The sequence below is a fragment of the Streptomyces sp. SID12488 genome, assembly GCF_010548275.1.
Lineage (GTDB): Bacteria > Actinomycetota > Actinomycetes > Streptomycetales > Streptomycetaceae > Streptomyces.
The window spans coordinates 61985-77178 of record NZ_JAAGLT010000006.1; the positions used below are offsets into that span (position 1 = coordinate 61985).

The following is a 15194-nucleotide window of genomic DNA, read 5'->3' on the forward strand; positions in this document are numbered from 1 at the left end:
TCGCCGCATCCGCGAGCGGCTTCCCGTAAGCGTTCCCCGCAAGCTTAATTAGTTATACCATTCAACTCTACTGACTCTTTCTGGGCTGCGGCGATGGGAGTGGACATGGCGGATCTGGTGGTGACGTCCCGTGGACCGGTCCGGCTGATCGAGCTCAACCGGCCCGACCAGCTGAACTCGATGAGCGAGGAGCTGCACTCCGGTCTCGCGTCGGTGTGGGAGGAGGTCGCCGACGATCCCGGGGCGCGGGTGGTCGTGCTCACCGGGCGCGGCCGGGCGTTCAGCGCGGGGGGCAACTTCGACATCATGAACCGGGTCCAGCGCGACCGTGCCTTCCGGCAGCAGAACGTCGACGAGGCCCGGCGGATCATCACCGGCATGCTCCACTGCCCACTGCCGGTGATCGCTGCCGTGAACGGCCCCGCCGTCGGCCTCGGCTGCAGCCTGGCCCTGCTCAGCGACCTCGTACTGATCGCCGACGACGCCTACGTGGCCGATCCGCACGTCCAGGTCGGGCTCGTCGCGGGCGACGGCGGGGCTCTCGTGCTGCCCCTGCTGGTCGGTCTGACGCGGGCGAAGGAACTGCTGTTCCTCGGTGACCGGGTGAGCGCCGAGGAGGCGGTCCGGCTGGGCATCGCCAATCGCGCCGTACCGAAGGACAAGCTCCTGGACGAGGCCATGAACCTCGCCGGACGGCTGGCCGCCCTGCCCGCCCAGGCACTGCGCGAGACCAAGCGCGTGGTGAACCTGCATCTGGAGCAGGCGCTGGCGACGGTGCTTGAACCCGCCCTGCTCGCCGAACGGGACAGCATGCGCTCACCGGACCACATCGCCCTCGTCGAGAAGATCATCGCGTCCCGCGAGAGCCGCCGAGCCGGTGGGGAGGGCTGAGGCGTGGACTTCGCGTTCAGTGAGGAGCAGAAGGAACTGGGGCGCACGGTAAGGGCGTTCCTGGCGGACACCTCGCCGGAGAGCGAGGTGCGGCGGCTGATGGAGACCCCTGGGGGCTTCGACCCGGCGCTGTGGCGCAGGATGGGCTCGGAGCTGGGTCTTCAGGGGCTGGCCGTTCCGGAGGAGTACGGCGGTGCCGGGTACGGGCCCGTCGAAGTGGGCGTGGTCATGGAGGAGATGGGCCGCGCGCTGCTGTGCGCGCCGTTCCTGTCCTCGGCCGTGCTCGCGACGACCACGCTGCTGCGCAGCGCCGACGAGGACGCGCGCAAAAGCCTGTTGCCGGGCCTCGCCTCCGGCGAACTCGTCGGAACGCTCGCCCTCACCGAGGAATCCGCCCGCTGGGACGCGGCGGGGGTCCACCTCACCGCCCGGGAAAGCAACGGGAGTTGGCTGCTGACCGGGCACAAGATGTTCGTCCTCGACGGCGCCACCGCCGATGTCGTCCTCACCGTCGCCCGTACCGACGACGGCATCGGCGTCTTCTGCGTGGACGGCGACGCGGCCGGCCTGACCCGTGAACCGCTGCCCACGATGGACCCGACCCGCAGGCAGGCACGCCTCGACTACCACAACGTGCCGGCCAACCGGCTGCGCACGCACACCGGCGGCTGGGACCTGGTGGCCGAGGTAGTCGACCGGGCCGCGGTGGCACTCGCCGCCGAGCAGGTCGGTGTGGCCTCCCGGACGCTCGACATGGCGGTCGAGTACGCCAAGGTGCGGCACCAGTTCGGGCGGCCGATCGGCTCCTTCCAGGCCATGAAGCACCTGCTGGCCGATGTCCTGCTGGAGGTGGAGTCGGCGCGCGCCGGCGCCCACTACGCACTGCTCGCAGCCGAGAACGAGGACCCGGAACTGCCCGCCGCCGCGAGCCTGGCCAAGGCGTTCTGCTCCGACGCCTGCGTGCAGGCGACGGAGCAGAACATCCAGGTCCACGGCGGTATCGGCTTCACCTGGGAGCACCCGGCCCACCTGTATCTGAAGCGGGCCAAGACATCACAACTGCTGTTCGGTGATCCGGCACATCACCGAGAACTGCTGGCGCGACGCATCGGCATGGCATCGGCATGAGCGCGGGAGAAGGAGCGGCATGAAGATCGACGGCAAGCTCAGTGTCTGGGGCACCGCCGAGGTGGTCGAGGAGGCACGGCACCACGAGAAGGCCGGCTACGACGGCCTGTGGGCGTCGGAGTCCAAGCACGACCCCTTCCTCCCGCTGATGCTCGCGGCCGAGCACACCGAACGTCTGGAGGTCGGCACGGCCATCGCGGTGGCCTTCGCCCGCTCCCCCATGCAACTCGCTTACACCGCACACGACTTGCAGACCTACGCCGAGGGACGGTTCTCGCTCGGCCTCGGCAGTCAGATCAAACCGCACATCGAGCGGCGCTTCGACATGCCGTGGAGTCGGCCCGCGGCCCGTATGCGGGAGTACGTGAGCGCGCTGCACGCCATCTGGGCGGCCTGGAACGAGGGCGAGAGGCTCAACTTCCGGGGCGACTTCTACTCGCACACGCTGATGTCCCCGTTCTTCTCTCCCCCGCCCGCCCCCGGCGGCGCGCCCAAGGTGTTCGTGGCCGCGGTCGGGGCGGCGATGACCCGGGTGGCGGGCGAGGTCGCCGACGGGCTCCTCGCGCACGGCTTCACCACCGAGAGGTACCTGCGGGAGGTGACCCTGCCGACCGTCGAGGCGGGACTGACCGCCTCCGGCCGCACGCGCGGCGACTTCTCCGTTTCCCATCTCCTCCTGACCGCGACCGGACGCACGGAGGAGGAGATGATCCGCGCGATCGACGGCACCCGTGCCCAGATCGCCTTCTACGGCAGTACGCCCGCCTATCGCGGGGTGCTGGAGCTGCACGGCTGGGGTGAACTCGGCGACGAACTGCACGCGTTGTCGACCTCCCGGCGCGAGGACAAGTGGGAGGCGATGAGCGGACTCGTCGACGACGAGGTGCTGCACACCTTCGCGGTGGTGGCGGAGCCGGACCAGGTCGCGGGCGAGATCCGGCGCAGGTACGGGTCACTGGTCGACCGGGTGTCCTTCTACACCGCGTACGAGATCGACGCCGAGGTGTGGGAGCCGATCGTGCGGGAGCTGCGCGACAGCTGATTCCGCGTGCGGCCTCATGCGGGCCCCTACAGCCTCATACAAGCCCATGCGGGCTCAACGGCCTTGTGAATTGCCTGCGTTCCTCGGCGATCTCCGTCGTACGCTGACATCCGACGTCCGCCGAGGAAGGACCACGCATGGGGATCCGAAGCCTGACCCGTACCGAAGCCGAACGCCGGGCCGGGCTGTTGGCGGTCGAGCGGTACGACGTGGACATCGACCTCACCCGTCTGTCCGAAGGGCCGGAGGTCCGGTGCGTGTCCACGGTGACGTTCACGTGTCGTGAGCCGGGCGCGGAGACCTTCGTGGACTGCGCGGCCGATATCCACAGCGCCACGCTGAACGGCGTCGCCCTCGCCTCCACCGGAGAGGGCGGCCGTATCCACCTGCCCGGCCTGGCCGAGCACAATGTGCTGCGTGTGGAGAGCGTCCAGGCCGACACGGCCACGGGCGAGGGCGTGCACAAGGCGATCGACCCCGCGGACGGCGAGGTCTACGTGTGGATGAGCTTCGAACCGGACGAGGCCCGGTTCGTGTGGGCGTGCTTCGACCAGCCCGACCTGAAGGCCCCGCACGCCTTCACCGTCACGGCCCCGACCGCGTGGACCGTCACCAGCAACTCCGGCGACGCGCACATCGAGGAGCTGGACTCGGCCCGCCGCTGGACCTTCCCGGACACCCCGCCCCTGTCGGTGTACAACACCGTCGTCAACGCGGGCCCCTTCCACGAGATCCGCCGCGAGGCCGACGGGCACGACCTCGGCCTGTACGCCCGCCGTTCGCTGGCCGAGGTCCTCGACCGCGACGCCGACGAGATCTTCACCCTCACCCGCCAGGGCCTCGCCTTCTACGGCGAGGTCTTCGTGATGCCGTTCCCGCAGCGCCGGTACGACCAGGTGTTCATGCCCGAGTTCGGCGGGGCGATGGAGAACTACGGCTGCGTGACCTGGTCGGACGCCTACCTGCGGCGGCCCGTACCGACGCCCGCCGAGCGCGAGCTGTTCGCCAAGGTGCTGCTGCACGAGATGGCGCACATGTGGTTCGGCAACATCGTCACGATGCGCTGGTGGGACGACCTCTGGCTGAACGAGGCGTTCGCGGAGTTCGCCTGCCACTGGGCGGCCGAGCGCGCCACGCGGTACACCGACGCCTGGGCGGGCCATCTCGTGGGCAACAAGCTCACGGCGTACCTGTCCGACCAGGGCCCTGTCTCCCACCCGATCCACCAGCCCATCCACGATGTCGCCCAGGCCGCGTCGATCTTCGACAACATCACCTACCCCAAGGGCGCCTCCGTCCTCCAGCAGCTCATGACGTACGTCGGCGAGGAGAGTTTCAGGGCCGGCATGGCCGCCTACTTCGCCCGCCACGCATGGGGCAACACCACGCTCCAGGACCTGATCGTGGCGCTCTCCGAGGCCAGTGGGCGCGACCTGGACGCCTGGCGGACGGCCTGGCTGGAGACTGCGGGCACCGACCGCTTCCTGCTGGAGCGTGACGGCGAGTCGGTCACACTGGTGGCGGTCGGCACGCCCCGTCCGCAGGTGCTGGCGGTGGGGGCGTACGACAGGAACGGCGAGGCGCTGGAACGCAGCGCCCTGGTGCGGGTCGAGGTGACACAGGCCCGCACCCCGGTCGTCGGCCTCCCGCCGACGGCGGACCTCCTGCTGGTGAACGACGACGACCTGACCTTCGCCACGACCCGGCCGGATCCCACGACCAGGGACGCGCTGCTGCGTGCGGCCGCGGAGCTGCCCACGGCCATCTCGCGGGGCGCGGCGGCGGCCACTGTGTGGGACATGCTGACGACCCACGAGGCCACCGCGGCTGAAGCCGGGCGGTGCATGACCGCGGTCCTGGCGGCGGAGACGTCCGACGCCGTCATCGAGCCGTATCTGAACCTCGCCGGGAACATCGCCGAACTGTGGGCGCCGCCCGCCGAACGCGCCGGTCTGACGGCCGCGGTGGCGACGGTCTGCCGGGGTCTCGCCGCGGATCCCGGCCGCCGTCAGGTCGCGCTGCGCGGTCTGGCCCGCACCGCGACGGACGCGGACGACCTGGCCTGGCTCCGTGAACAGGCGGGCGATGACGTGGATCTGCGCTGGCGTGCGCTGGTCCGTGAGGCGGAACTGGGCGGGGATGTATCGGCCGAGGCCGCCGGACTGCTCGAGAGCGACCCGGACCCGGACGCCTGGGTCCGCGCCCTCACCGTACGGGCCGCTCTGCCCGACCCCGCGGCGAAGGCGGAGGTCTGGCAGCGGCTGGCCGTGGACCGCGCCGTCCCCGTCAGCTGGGTGCACCAGGTGGCGGCGGCCTTCTGGCGCCCTGCCCAGGACACCCTGCTGGCGCCCTACGCACAGGAATACCTGGGGTTGATCGCCCAACTGGACCGGGGCGGAATGATCCAGGCGATGGTGTACGCCAAGCACCTCTTCCCACCGCACGCCATCGACCAGACGTACGTCGAGACGGCCCAGAAGGTGTCCCAGGAGGCGGCCCCGGTGGTCCGCACCACGTTGCTGGAACGCTCGGACGCGGTCAGCCGCATGCTCCGCGCCCGCACCCGGAGCTCCTGACCGGCAGCCGAGGGACGAGGCATCGGCTCAGCCGAGCAGGTCCAGGACGGTGGTCATGGACCTGTTCTGCAGCAGGTAGTCCTCGGCCTCCTGGAGGTGGAGGCGCCAGAGTTCCTCGGCGGCCTCGGTCCGGCGCGCGGCCACCAGGTCGACGAGTGCGCCGTGTGCGCGGAAACCCCGGCGGTTGGCCCGTATGTTCTCGGGGCTGCCGGCGTCGAGGTCGACGTGGGACCAGTTCGCCTGGTCGATGATGTGCCGGACCATGCCGTTGAGGACGCTGAGCGTCTCGTTGCCGGCCAGTTCGACGACGAGGGCGTGGAACTCCATGTGGGCGCGGATGAACGCCGACGGGTCGTCCATGAGCGCCTCGGCCTCGGCGACGGCTGCCCGCAGCCGCTCCAGGTCCTCGTCCGTGCGCCGCCGGGCCAGCAGACCGGCGCACGGTGCCTCGATCACCGTGCGGGCGTCGTACACGTCCTTGAGGGTCGTGCCCCGGTATTCGAGGACCACTCCTGCGTAGCGGGCCGCGACCGTGCCTTCCGGGGTCTGCACCCGCGCCCCGCCCCGGGCGCCCCTGCGCACGCTGATCAGCGACTCCGACTCCAGGACGCGGAACGCCTCGCGCAGTGTCGGCCGGGACACGGCGAACTCCGCCATCAGCGCGGTCTCGGCCGGCAGCGCCTCCCCCTCGGCCAGTTCCCCTCGTACGATCTTGCGGCGCAGCTGTGCCGCCACCAGCTCGGCCATCTTGGGGACCCGTACCGGTGTGTTCGCCACGGCGTCCATCTCCTTCAGTCGCCCGCGTCCGGTACGAAGTACGGCAGTGTGATCTCGTCGGTGAGCGTCCGGAAGTCCACTCGGACCCGCAGGCCGATGGCCACGCTGTCCGGTTCACCCGCGTCGACGTGGGAGAGCAGAGTGGCTCCGTCGTCCAGATCGATCACCGCCAGCGCGAAAGGCGTGTCGAACCCGGGGCCCGGCGCACGGTGGACCACGGTCACCGAGTAGACGGTTCCCCGGCCCGCGCTCGGCACATAGCGCCAGTCCCTCGACATGCATCCGGGGCAGGCGGGCTCGGGCACGAAGAAGCGCAGGTCGCAGGTCGGGCAGTACGGGACGACCAGGTTGCCGCGCCGGGCCGCGTCCCAGAAGGGCCGGGACAGCTCGGTGGGGGCGGGTACGGGTCGGCTCATCGCATCCTCCCGAGCAGGCTCATCTCGTAGTGCTGTGCCCCGGATCCGGCGTTGCCGACGACGGCCAGCTCCGCGCCCTCGACCTGGTGCACGGCGGTGCCGCGCAACTGCCGTACCGCCTCGACGACCTTGAGCGTCATCTGCTGGGTCCCGTTCCACGCGTACGCGAGACAGCCGCCGTCCGGATTGACGGGATGCTTGCCGCCGACGGCGATGGCACCGCTCGCCGCCAGCGGTCCGCCCTCCCCTTCCCCGCACAACCCGAGAGTCTCCAACTGCCGGATGATCTCGAAGGAGTTGGGGTCGTAGAGGGAGAAGACATCCACGTCGTGCGGGCCGACGCCGGCCATGGCGTAGGCGCGGGTCGCGGCCTCGCGGCCGAGTTGCCCGACCTCACGGTGCAGCGCCGGGTTGGCGTACGCGGCCTGGTGGTACTCCATGCCGCCGCCGAGTACGGCGACGGGCGGGTGCGGGAGGTCCCGGGCGCGTTCGGCGGTGGTCACGACAAGGGCCGCGCCGCCCTCGCCGACGATGCAGCAGTCCAGCAGGTGGAACGGTGTGGCCACCATGCGGGAGGCGAGCACGTCGTCGGCGGTGTACGGGCCGCGGCCGTACATCATCGCCTCCGGGTTGGAGGTGCCGTTGTTGCGGATCGTGGCGGCGACCTCCGCGAGCTGGCGGGAGGTCGTCCCGTACTCGTGCATGTGCCGTGCGGCGACCAGTGCGAACTGGGCGACGACATAGCTGCCCCAGACGTCCGCGAACTCCAGGGGCACTCCGGCGCCGACCGGGCCGGCTCCGCGCGAGACCAGTTTGCAGCCGCCGACGACGACGGTGTCCGCGTATCCGGCGCTGATCGCGGCAGCCGCCTTCAGCAGTCCCCGGGAGCCCGCGTTGTCGAGCATCGAGTCGCTGGTCCAGCGCAGGTCGCGGCCGAGCATGCGCGCCCATGAGCTGCCCTCGCCGGGAACGCCGCCCGGGCCGGGCCAGTCGACCTGGGCGCCGTCGATGTCCGCCGGGGTGAGTCCGGCGTCGGCGATCGCGCCGCTCACCGCTTCGAGGGCGAGGTCCATGGCGTCACGGTCGGGGAGCGTGAGCGCCTGCTCGGTGGCGTGGACACCGACGATCACGGGTCGGCGGCCGTTCACGGCGTCACCGTCCCGCGCCGAGCGTGTCGCCGCCGGGATAGCCACCACCGCCGAAGCGCTCGTCGAGCGCCGTGTAGTCCTTGGCGAAGTCCTTGGTGCGGGGCAGCGCTTCTACGAACTCCACCGTCTTCGGCTTCTTGTACGAGGCGATCCGCGCCCGGCAGTGCTCGATGACGTCCTCGGCCGTGACCGGCTCGACGCCTGCCCGCAGCACGACGACGGCCTTGACGTCCTGGGCCCAGCGCTCGTTGGGCACGCCGATCACAGCGGCCTCCTTCACCGCCGGGTGCGACTCGATGCAGTTCTCCACCTCGGCGGGGAAGATGTTCTCGGCGGCAGACTTGAGCATGCGCGTGGTCGTCCCGAGGAAGCTGATCGTGCCGTCGCTCTCGCGCCGCCCGAGGTCGGTGGTGTGCCACCAGCCGAACCGGAAGCGCTTCTCGTTGATCTCGGGCCGGTTCCAGTAGCCGAGGTGCACGAGGTCGCCCCGGACGCAGATCTCACCGGCCTCGCCGACCGCACATTCCTCGCCGGTGCTGTCGAGGACGCGTACGGCGGTGAAGGGCCCCGGGCGCCCGGCGTTACCGGCGCCGCTGCCTCCGTAGGCGCCGGTCACGGCGAACCCGGTCACCTCGGTCTGCCCGTAGCCGCGGCCCTCGCCGCCGCCGTTGCGGGTGAAGCGGCTGGTGTCGGTGGGCACCGTGCCCTGCCACAGGGGGGCGGCGACACTCGCGCGCAGGTGGGACAGGTCGTGGCCCGCTTCCCTGTTGAGGGCGACGAGTTGGGCGATGGTCGGCGGCATCAGATAGGCGTGGGTGCACTGTTCCGCTGCCAGCAGCGGGAGCAGTTCCTCGGCGACGACGCGGCGGACGATCACGTTCTTGCCGCCGTGGACGAAGGCGGGGACGCCCCAGAACTGGTAGTTGCCGATGTGGAACATCGGCCCGGCGCCGAGGAAGGAGGTCTCCGTGCCGATGTCGCCCATCCAGGCGGCGCTCGCACCCATGGCGAGCAGGTTGCGGTGGGAGAGCATCGAGCCGGACTGCCGTCCGGTGATCGCGGCGGTGTAGATGACCAGGAGGGCAGAGTCCGGGTCGACGTCGGCTCTGGCAGGGTCCTCGGGTGCGCCGGAGGCCAGGAAGGCCTCGTACGAGTCGGAGGTCTCTCCCCCGGTGTCGTGTCGCAGCCACAACGCCCTCTGGTCACTGCCCAGTTCGGCCCGGGCCTTGGCGACCGTGTCGCCGATCTCCTCGTCCTGCCAGACGATGACCTTGGGGTTGAAGTCCTCGACTGCGAAGGCCATTTCGGGGGCGGCCCAGCGCCAGTAGCCGGGGCAGACCATGGCGCCGATCTTCGCTGCGGCGCCGAGCAGCTCCCAGATCCGGAAGGAGTTCTGGCCCAGCCACAGGACGCGGTCGCCGGTTCCGACGCCCGCGTCCGTGAGGGCATGGGCGAGCCGGTTGGTGCGCTCGTCCAACTGCGGCCAGGTCAGCCGGACTTCGCCGTCGACGAGGGCAACACGGTCGGGGAAGGACCTGCGGTGCTCACGGATGAGGTCGCCGAACGTCAGGCGACGGGCGGGATGCATGCTCTTGACTCCAAAGGCTTCGGGAGGGCTTTGGGAGGGCGTCGACCGGACTCCGGTCGGACTCCGGCAGGGCTTCGGAGGTGAGGGTCAGACGCGGCCGATGCCGACACCCTTGACGCTGATGAACTCGTCCAGGCCGGCCTTGCCGCCCTCCCGTCCGAACCCGCTCATCCCGACACCACCGAAGGGCGTGGCAGGTGAGGTGATCGGATTCGGCCCGGGGTTGACGTAGACCGTCCCGGCCTTCAGTCGCGGCACCAGGCGGTTGACGCGTGCGATGTCACGGGACTGGATGTACGCGGACAGGCCGTACTCGGTGTCGTTGGCGAGGGCGACGGCCTCGTCCTCCGTGTCGAACGGGGTGATGGCCAGGACCGGGCCGAAGATCTCCTGCTGGGCGAGATCGCTGCGGTTGTCGACGTCCGCGAAGACGGTCGGCGAGACGAAGTAGCCGTCGGAGTCGATGTGTTCACCGCCGTACACGAGACGTCCCGCACCGCCCTCGACCGCCTTGTCGATCACGCCCTGGACCCGGTCGCGGGCGGCTTCGTTGATGAGAGGGCCGATGTACGTCGCCGGGTCGAGCGGGTCGCCGACCGGCAGGTGGGCCACCACCCCGGCGACTCGCGTGACGACCTCGTCGTAGATCGGGCGCTCGGCCAGCAGCCGTGTGGGCAGTGCGCAGCCCTGCCCGGTGTTGCTCATGGCGAAGGCCGCGCAGTACGGGACGACGGTGTCCAGGTCGGTGTCGGCGAAGAGCAGGTTGGCGGACTTGCCGCCCAGCTCGAACACGACGGGCTTGAGACTCAGTGCCGCGACGGCCATGATGCGGCGCGCGGCGGCGGGACCGCCGGTGAAGGAGATCTTGTCGACGCCGGGATGGGTCACCAGGGCTGATCCGGCGTCCCCGAGTCCGGTCACGACGTTGACGACACCCTCGGGGATGCCCGCCTCGCGCGCCAGGTCGGCGAAGAGCAGCGCGGAGAACGGCGTGGACTCGGCCGGTTTGATGACCACCGTGTTCCCGGCGGCGAGAGACGGCGGGACCTTCATCGCCAGCGACAGGGCGGGCGAGTTCCAGGTGATGATGTGGCCGATGACGCCGTACGGCTCGGCGATCGTGTACTCGACGTTCTCGTGCGGGCTGTGGGCCGCGCCGACCATGCCCTCGATCTTGTCGGCCCAGCCCGCGTAGTACTCGGTCCACTCGGCGACGTGCGGTCCGACGTTCTCGGCCCAGCCGCCGATGCAGACGCCGTTCTCCAGCGGGCAGATCGCCGCGAAGTCGGGGATGTGGTCGCGGAGGAGCTGGGCGAAGCGGGTGAGCAGTCGACGGCGCTCGGCGGGGCGCATGGTGCCCCACACCTCGAAGGCCTGGCGGGCCGCTGCCACAGCCTGGTCCACCTCGGTGGGCCCGGCGAGCGGGATGTGCGCCTGGATCAGGCCGGTCGCGGGGTTGCGGTGCTCGTAGAGTCCGCCGCTCGTATCGGTCACGTCCTTGCCGCCGATGACCAGCCGGGGCTGCGGCAGGTCGTGCTCGGCTCTGTCCTGGTGCAGCTTCACATCGACCGTGACCACGGTGCCTCCCGGACCCCACTGCCATCACATCCGTACAGCTTAAATAGATAACCTATTTAGCCGAACCAATCAATGCCCGTCACAGGCCCAGGGACCGGCCGATGATCTCCTGCATGATCTCGGAGGTCCCGCCGAACACCCGCTGCACCCGGCTGTCGCGCCAGATGCGCGCGATCTCGTACTCGTTGACGTAGCCGTAGCCACCGAAGAGCTGCATACAGCGGTCGATGACCTCCCAGCCGGTCTCCGAGGTCCAGTACTTGGCCGCCGCCGCCTCCTCGGCCGTCAACTCGCCCTGGAACAGGGCCATGATGCAGCCGTCGATGTAGACCCGGGCGGCGTTCAGCTTCGCCCTGATGTCGGCGAGAGCGAACCTGTTGGCCTGGAACTGGCCGATCGGCTGCCCGAAAGCGGTACGGGTCCTGGCGTACTCCAGCGCCAGCTCGTAGGCGCGCTCGGCCGCCGCCAGCGCGGAGACCGCGATGGCGAGGCGCTCCGTCGGCAGGTTGCCCATCATGTGGTAGAAACCGCGCCCCTCCTGGCCGATGAGGTTCTCGGCGGGGACACGGACCTCGTGGAAGAAGAGCTCGGCGGTGTCCTGGGCCTTCATCCCGACCTTGTCGAGCTTGCGTCCCCGCTCGAAGCCCTCGGCGCCGCGCTCGACGACGATCAGGCTGATGCCCCGGTGGCCGGCGTCCGGGTCGGTCTTGCAGGCGACGATGACCAGGTCGGCCAGGATTCCGTTGGTGATGAAGGTCTTGGAGCCATCGATCACCCACTCGTCGCCGTCCCGCCGGGCGGTGGTGCGGATGCCCTTGAGATCGGATCCGGCGGAGGGCTCCGACAGCGCGAGCGCACAGATCGTCTCGCCACTGATCACTCCGGGCAGCCAACGGGCCTTCTGCTCGGGGGTGGTGAGGGACGCCAGATAGGGCGGAATGACGTCGTTCTGCAGCCCGAGCCCGATGCCGACCGAGCTGGTGGCGGCCATCTCCTCCGCCATGATCGCGTTGTAGCGGAAGTCCCAGATCCCCTGACCGCCGTACTCCTCGGGGAACTGCCAGCCGATGAGCCCGGCCTTGCCCGCCGCCGCCCAGGCATCGCGGCTCACCTGCCCGTCCCGCTCCCACTCCTCGGCGTGCGGGGCGCATTCTCGCAGGTAGTAGGCGCGGGCGGTCTCGCGGAAGAGGTCGTGTTCCGCGGTGAAGATCGTACGGCGCATGCTCGACTCCACTCAGGCATCTCGCTTATTAAGCTGAAGTAGTTATACGATAGCGCTGTATCGAAGGCTGGGCGAGGCTGCGAGGGAGGGCGCGTGAGCGTACGGGACAAGGTGGCACTCGTCACCGGAGCGGGACGCGGCATCGGCGAGGCGATCGCCGCCGCGCGGGCCGCCGCCGGAGCCTCGGTCGCGGTCTGCGACCTGGACGCCGAGGCCGCCGGGAAAGTCGCGGCCCGGCTCGCCGAGCGGTACGGAGTGCGAGCCATCGGAGTCGGCGCTGACATCTCGGACGGCGCGGCCGTTCGGGCCGCCGTGGAGCGGGTGAGCGCCGAGCTCGGTCCCGTGGACGTCCTGGTCAACAACGCGGCCGTCGACGTCCTGGGCCGCTTCGTCGACAGCACCGAGGACACCTGGGACCGGATCATCGCCGTCAATCTGCGCGGCACGATCACGGTGACCCGGGCCGTGCTCGACTCGATGATCGAGCGCGGCGGAGGCCGGATCGTCCACATCGCCTCGGACGCGGGCCGGGTCGGCTCGTCCGGCGAGGTCGTGTACTCCGCGACCAAGGGCGGCGTCATCGCCTTCGGCAAGGCCCTGGCCCGCGAGGTCGCCCGGCACGGCATCACCGTGAACAGCGTCTGCCCGGGGCCGACCGAGACCGCGCTGCTCGGGCAGGTCGCCGAGTACAGCCAGAAGATGTACGACGCGACCGTGCGGGCGATCCCGCTGCGCCGCGTCGCCCAGCCGGCGGAGATCGCCGGTGTGGTCGCCTTCCTCGCGTCCGACGACGCCGCCTACATGACCGGGCAGACGCTCTCGGTCAGCGGCGGCCTCACGATGGTCTGAGGTGAGCACCGTGCTGCGGGTCGAACTCCGCGACAGAATCGCCGTGTTGACCCTGGACCGGCCTAGGCAGCTCAATGCCATCGGCTCCGAGACCGTGGAGCGGCTCACCGAGGCGCTGAACGACGTCCGCGACAACGACGACGTGCGCGCCCTGGTCGTGACCGGCGCCGGACGGGCCTTCTCGGCCGGTGCCGACCTCGGGGAGATCGAGTCGTTCACCGCACCGGGGCAGTTCCGTGCCTTCGTGGGGCGTCTGACGGAGGGGTTCGCGCTCCTGGAGGAGTTCCCGAAGCCCTCGGTGGCGGCCGTCCACGGGTTCGCCTTCGGCGGCGGTCTGGAGCTGGCGCTCGCCTGTGACCTGCGGGTCGCGGAGCGGGGCGCACGGCTCGGCCTGCCCGAGATGAAGCTCGGCGTGCTGCCGGGCGCGGGTGGCACGCAGCGGCTGCCGCGCCTCGTACCGCCGGCGATCGCCAAGCAGATGATTCTCACCGGCGAGCCGATCGACGCGGAGCGGGCTCACGCGTTCGGACTGGTCAATGAACTGGCCGAGCCCGGTGAGGCGTTGAGCACAGCCGAGACACTCGCCGGCGCGCTGGCGGCCGGGGCTCCGCTCGCGCTCGCCTCGGGCAAGCGGCTGATCGACTACGGGCTCGGCATGGACCTGGAGGCGGCGATCGCGTACGAGCGCGAGACCGTCTCGGTGCTCTTCTCCACCGAGGACCGGGCCGAGGGGCTCAAGGCTTTCCGTGAGCGCCGCCCGGGCGACTTCCGCGGCGTGTAGCAGGCGTCCCGACAGACATGGAGGTGGGCCGTGCGGCCGTTGGAAGGCATTGCCGTCGTGGAGCTGGGCATGTGGGTGGCGGCTCCGGCCGCGGCCACCATGCTCGCGGACTGGGGCGCTGACGTGGTGAAGGTGGAGGCGCCGACCGGGGATCCCAACCGGTACACGCTCAAGCACGTCGGTCAGGACATCGACAGCGCACCCCCGTTCGAGACCGACAACCGGGGCAAGCGAGGGATCGTCCTCGACCTGCGCTCGGCGGACGGCAAGGACGTACTGGAACGGCTGTTGGCGCGCGCCGACGTGTTCGTCACCAATCTGCGCCCCGGCGCCCTTGAGCGGCTGGGTCTGGCACCGGACGAGCTGCGCGCCCGCCATCCCCGCCTGGTCGTCGGCACGTTGACCGGCTACGGCTGGACGGGCGCCGAGCGCGACCGGGCAGGGTACGACGTCTCCGCCTTCTGGGCCCGCCCCGGCATCGCCGCCATGCTCAACCCGGCCGGTGAACCACCGCCCGGCATCCGGCCCGGCCTCGGCGACCGTACTGCCGCGGCCAACCTGGTGGCGGGGGTGCTGGCCGCGCTGCTGCGCCGGGAACGCACCGGCGAGGGCGGTGTGGTCGACGTGTCCCTGCTGCGTTCCGGGACGTACGCCAACGGCAACGACCTCGCCCTGCAGAACTACTTCGGCAAACGTGGCCGTACCCGTCACCGCACCGAACACGAGTCCCCGCTCTACAACAGCTACCGGGCCGCCGACGAGCGCTGGTTCTGGCTCGTCGGCCTGGAGGGCAACCGGCACTGGCCCGGTGTCGTCAAGGCACTCGGCCGCGAGGACCTGGCGACGGACGAGCGGTTCGCGACCGGCAAGGCCCGGCGCGGGCATGTACGCGAGCTGATCGCCGAGTTCGACGAGGAGTTCGCCCAGCGGACGCTGGACGAGTGGGCGGCACGGTTCGACGCCGAAGGCGTGTGGTGGGCGCCCGTACAGACTTTGGCAGAAGTGGCGGCCGATCCGCAGGCGGAGGCCGTCGGGGCGTTCGTCGAACAGCCCGGCATGGGTGACGCTCCGCCGCTGCGGGCGGTCGCGACTCCCGTCAGTTTCTGGGGAGCCGACGACAAGCCGCGCACCGGAGCGCCGACCCTCGGCGAGCACACCGACGACGTACTCCGCGAACTCGACCGGACATCCCCATAAC

13 protein-coding genes are annotated in these 15194 nt (G+C 70.5%); 7 read left to right on the forward strand and 6 right to left on the reverse strand.

Annotated elements, in window-relative coordinates:
• Positions 1 to 105: 105 nt before the first annotated feature.
• The 4 genes from G3I56_RS11955 to pepN all read left to right on the forward strand — a co-directional run bounded on the left by G3I56_RS11955 (position 106) and on the right by pepN (position 5637).
• Complete coding sequence (locus tag G3I56_RS11955; RefSeq protein ID WP_239134836.1) at positions 106 to 891, forward strand: enoyl-CoA hydratase/isomerase family protein; 786 nt, start codon at positions 106 to 108, stop codon at positions 889 to 891.
• Positions 892 to 894: 3 nt separating this feature from the next.
• On the forward strand, positions 895 to 2019 hold the full coding sequence (locus G3I56_RS11960; protein WP_164408905.1) for an acyl-CoA dehydrogenase family protein: 1125 nt from the start codon (positions 895 to 897) through the stop codon (positions 2017 to 2019).
• Positions 2020 to 2038: 19 nt separating this feature from the next.
• Positions 2039 to 3061, forward strand: coding sequence for a TIGR03617 family F420-dependent LLM class oxidoreductase (locus G3I56_RS11965; RefSeq protein ID WP_164408906.1), 1023 nt, complete (start codon positions 2039 to 2041; stop codon positions 3059 to 3061).
• Between the two features lie 137 nt (positions 3062 to 3198).
• Complete coding sequence (gene pepN, locus G3I56_RS11970; RefSeq protein WP_164408907.1) at positions 3199 to 5637, forward strand: aminopeptidase N; 2439 nt, start codon at positions 3199 to 3201, stop codon at positions 5635 to 5637.
• Positions 5638 to 5664: 27 nt separating this feature from the next.
• Here pepN and G3I56_RS11975 read toward each other — a convergent pair whose 3' ends face one another.
• From G3I56_RS11975 to G3I56_RS12000, 6 genes are all read right to left on the reverse strand, one after another.
• Positions 5665 to 6423, reverse strand: a complete 759-nt coding sequence (locus tag G3I56_RS11975) for an FCD domain-containing protein (RefSeq protein ID WP_164408908.1) — start codon at positions 6421 to 6423, stop codon at positions 5665 to 5667.
• A gap of 5 nt (positions 6424 to 6428) precedes the next feature.
• Complete coding sequence (locus G3I56_RS11980; RefSeq protein WP_164408909.1) at positions 6429 to 6830, reverse strand: OB-fold domain-containing protein; 402 nt, start codon at positions 6828 to 6830, stop codon at positions 6429 to 6431.
• Positions 6827 to 7978, reverse strand: a complete 1152-nt coding sequence (locus G3I56_RS11985) for a thiolase family protein (RefSeq protein WP_164408910.1) — start codon at positions 7976 to 7978, stop codon at positions 6827 to 6829. The genes G3I56_RS11980 and G3I56_RS11985 overlap by 4 nt, the downstream gene beginning before the upstream one ends.
• A gap of 4 nt (positions 7979 to 7982) precedes the next feature.
• On the reverse strand, positions 7983 to 9566 hold the full coding sequence (locus tag G3I56_RS11990) for an AMP-binding protein (protein ID WP_164408911.1): 1584 nt from the start codon (positions 9564 to 9566) through the stop codon (positions 7983 to 7985).
• Between the two features lie 87 nt (positions 9567 to 9653).
• Positions 9654 to 11144, reverse strand: a complete 1491-nt coding sequence (locus G3I56_RS11995; protein WP_164408912.1) for an aldehyde dehydrogenase family protein — start codon at positions 11142 to 11144, stop codon at positions 9654 to 9656.
• 79 nt (positions 11145 to 11223) lie between these two features.
• A complete protein-coding gene (locus tag G3I56_RS12000) occupies positions 11224 to 12366 on the reverse strand; it encodes an acyl-CoA dehydrogenase family protein (protein WP_164408913.1) in 1143 nt (380 codons plus the stop codon).
• 93 nt (positions 12367 to 12459) lie between these two features.
• Here G3I56_RS12000 and G3I56_RS12005 point away from each other — a divergent pair, with 93 nt between their 5' ends.
• Genes G3I56_RS12005 through G3I56_RS12015 form a run of 3 tightly spaced genes read left to right on the forward strand, consistent with a single transcriptional unit; the run spans position 12460 to position 15193 of the window.
• On the forward strand, positions 12460 to 13215 hold the full coding sequence (locus G3I56_RS12005) for a glucose 1-dehydrogenase (protein ID WP_164408914.1): 756 nt from the start codon (positions 12460 to 12462) through the stop codon (positions 13213 to 13215).
• Position 13216: 1 nt separating this feature from the next.
• Entirely contained in the window at positions 13217 to 13996 is a 780-nt protein-coding gene (locus G3I56_RS12010) for an enoyl-CoA hydratase/isomerase family protein (protein WP_164408915.1), read from the forward strand.
• A gap of 30 nt (positions 13997 to 14026) precedes the next feature.
• Complete coding sequence (locus G3I56_RS12015) at positions 14027 to 15193, forward strand: CoA transferase (protein WP_164408916.1); 1167 nt, start codon at positions 14027 to 14029, stop codon at positions 15191 to 15193.
• Position 15194 lies beyond the last annotated feature (1 nt).

Coding starts and splice junctions, on each gene's coding strand:
- G3I56_RS11975 (WP_164408908.1), bottom strand. CDS start 6,423: ATGGACGCCGTGGCGAACACACCGGTACGGGTCCCCAAGATGGCCGAG.
- pepN (WP_164408907.1), top strand. CDS start 3,199: ATGGGGATCCGAAGCCTGACCCGTACCGAAGCCGAACGCCGGGCCGGG.
- G3I56_RS12000 (WP_164408913.1), bottom strand. CDS start 12,366: ATGCGCCGTACGATCTTCACCGCGGAACACGACCTCTTCCGCGAGACC.
- G3I56_RS11965 (WP_164408906.1), top strand. CDS start 2,039: ATGAAGATCGACGGCAAGCTCAGTGTCTGGGGCACCGCCGAGGTGGTC.
- G3I56_RS11955 (WP_239134836.1), top strand. CDS start 106: ATGGCGGATCTGGTGGTGACGTCCCGTGGACCGGTCCGGCTGATCGAG.
- G3I56_RS11990 (WP_164408911.1), bottom strand. CDS start 9,566: ATGCATCCCGCCCGTCGCCTGACGTTCGGCGACCTCATCCGTGAGCAC.
- G3I56_RS11980 (WP_164408909.1), bottom strand. CDS start 6,830: ATGAGCCGACCCGTACCCGCCCCCACCGAGCTGTCCCGGCCCTTCTGG.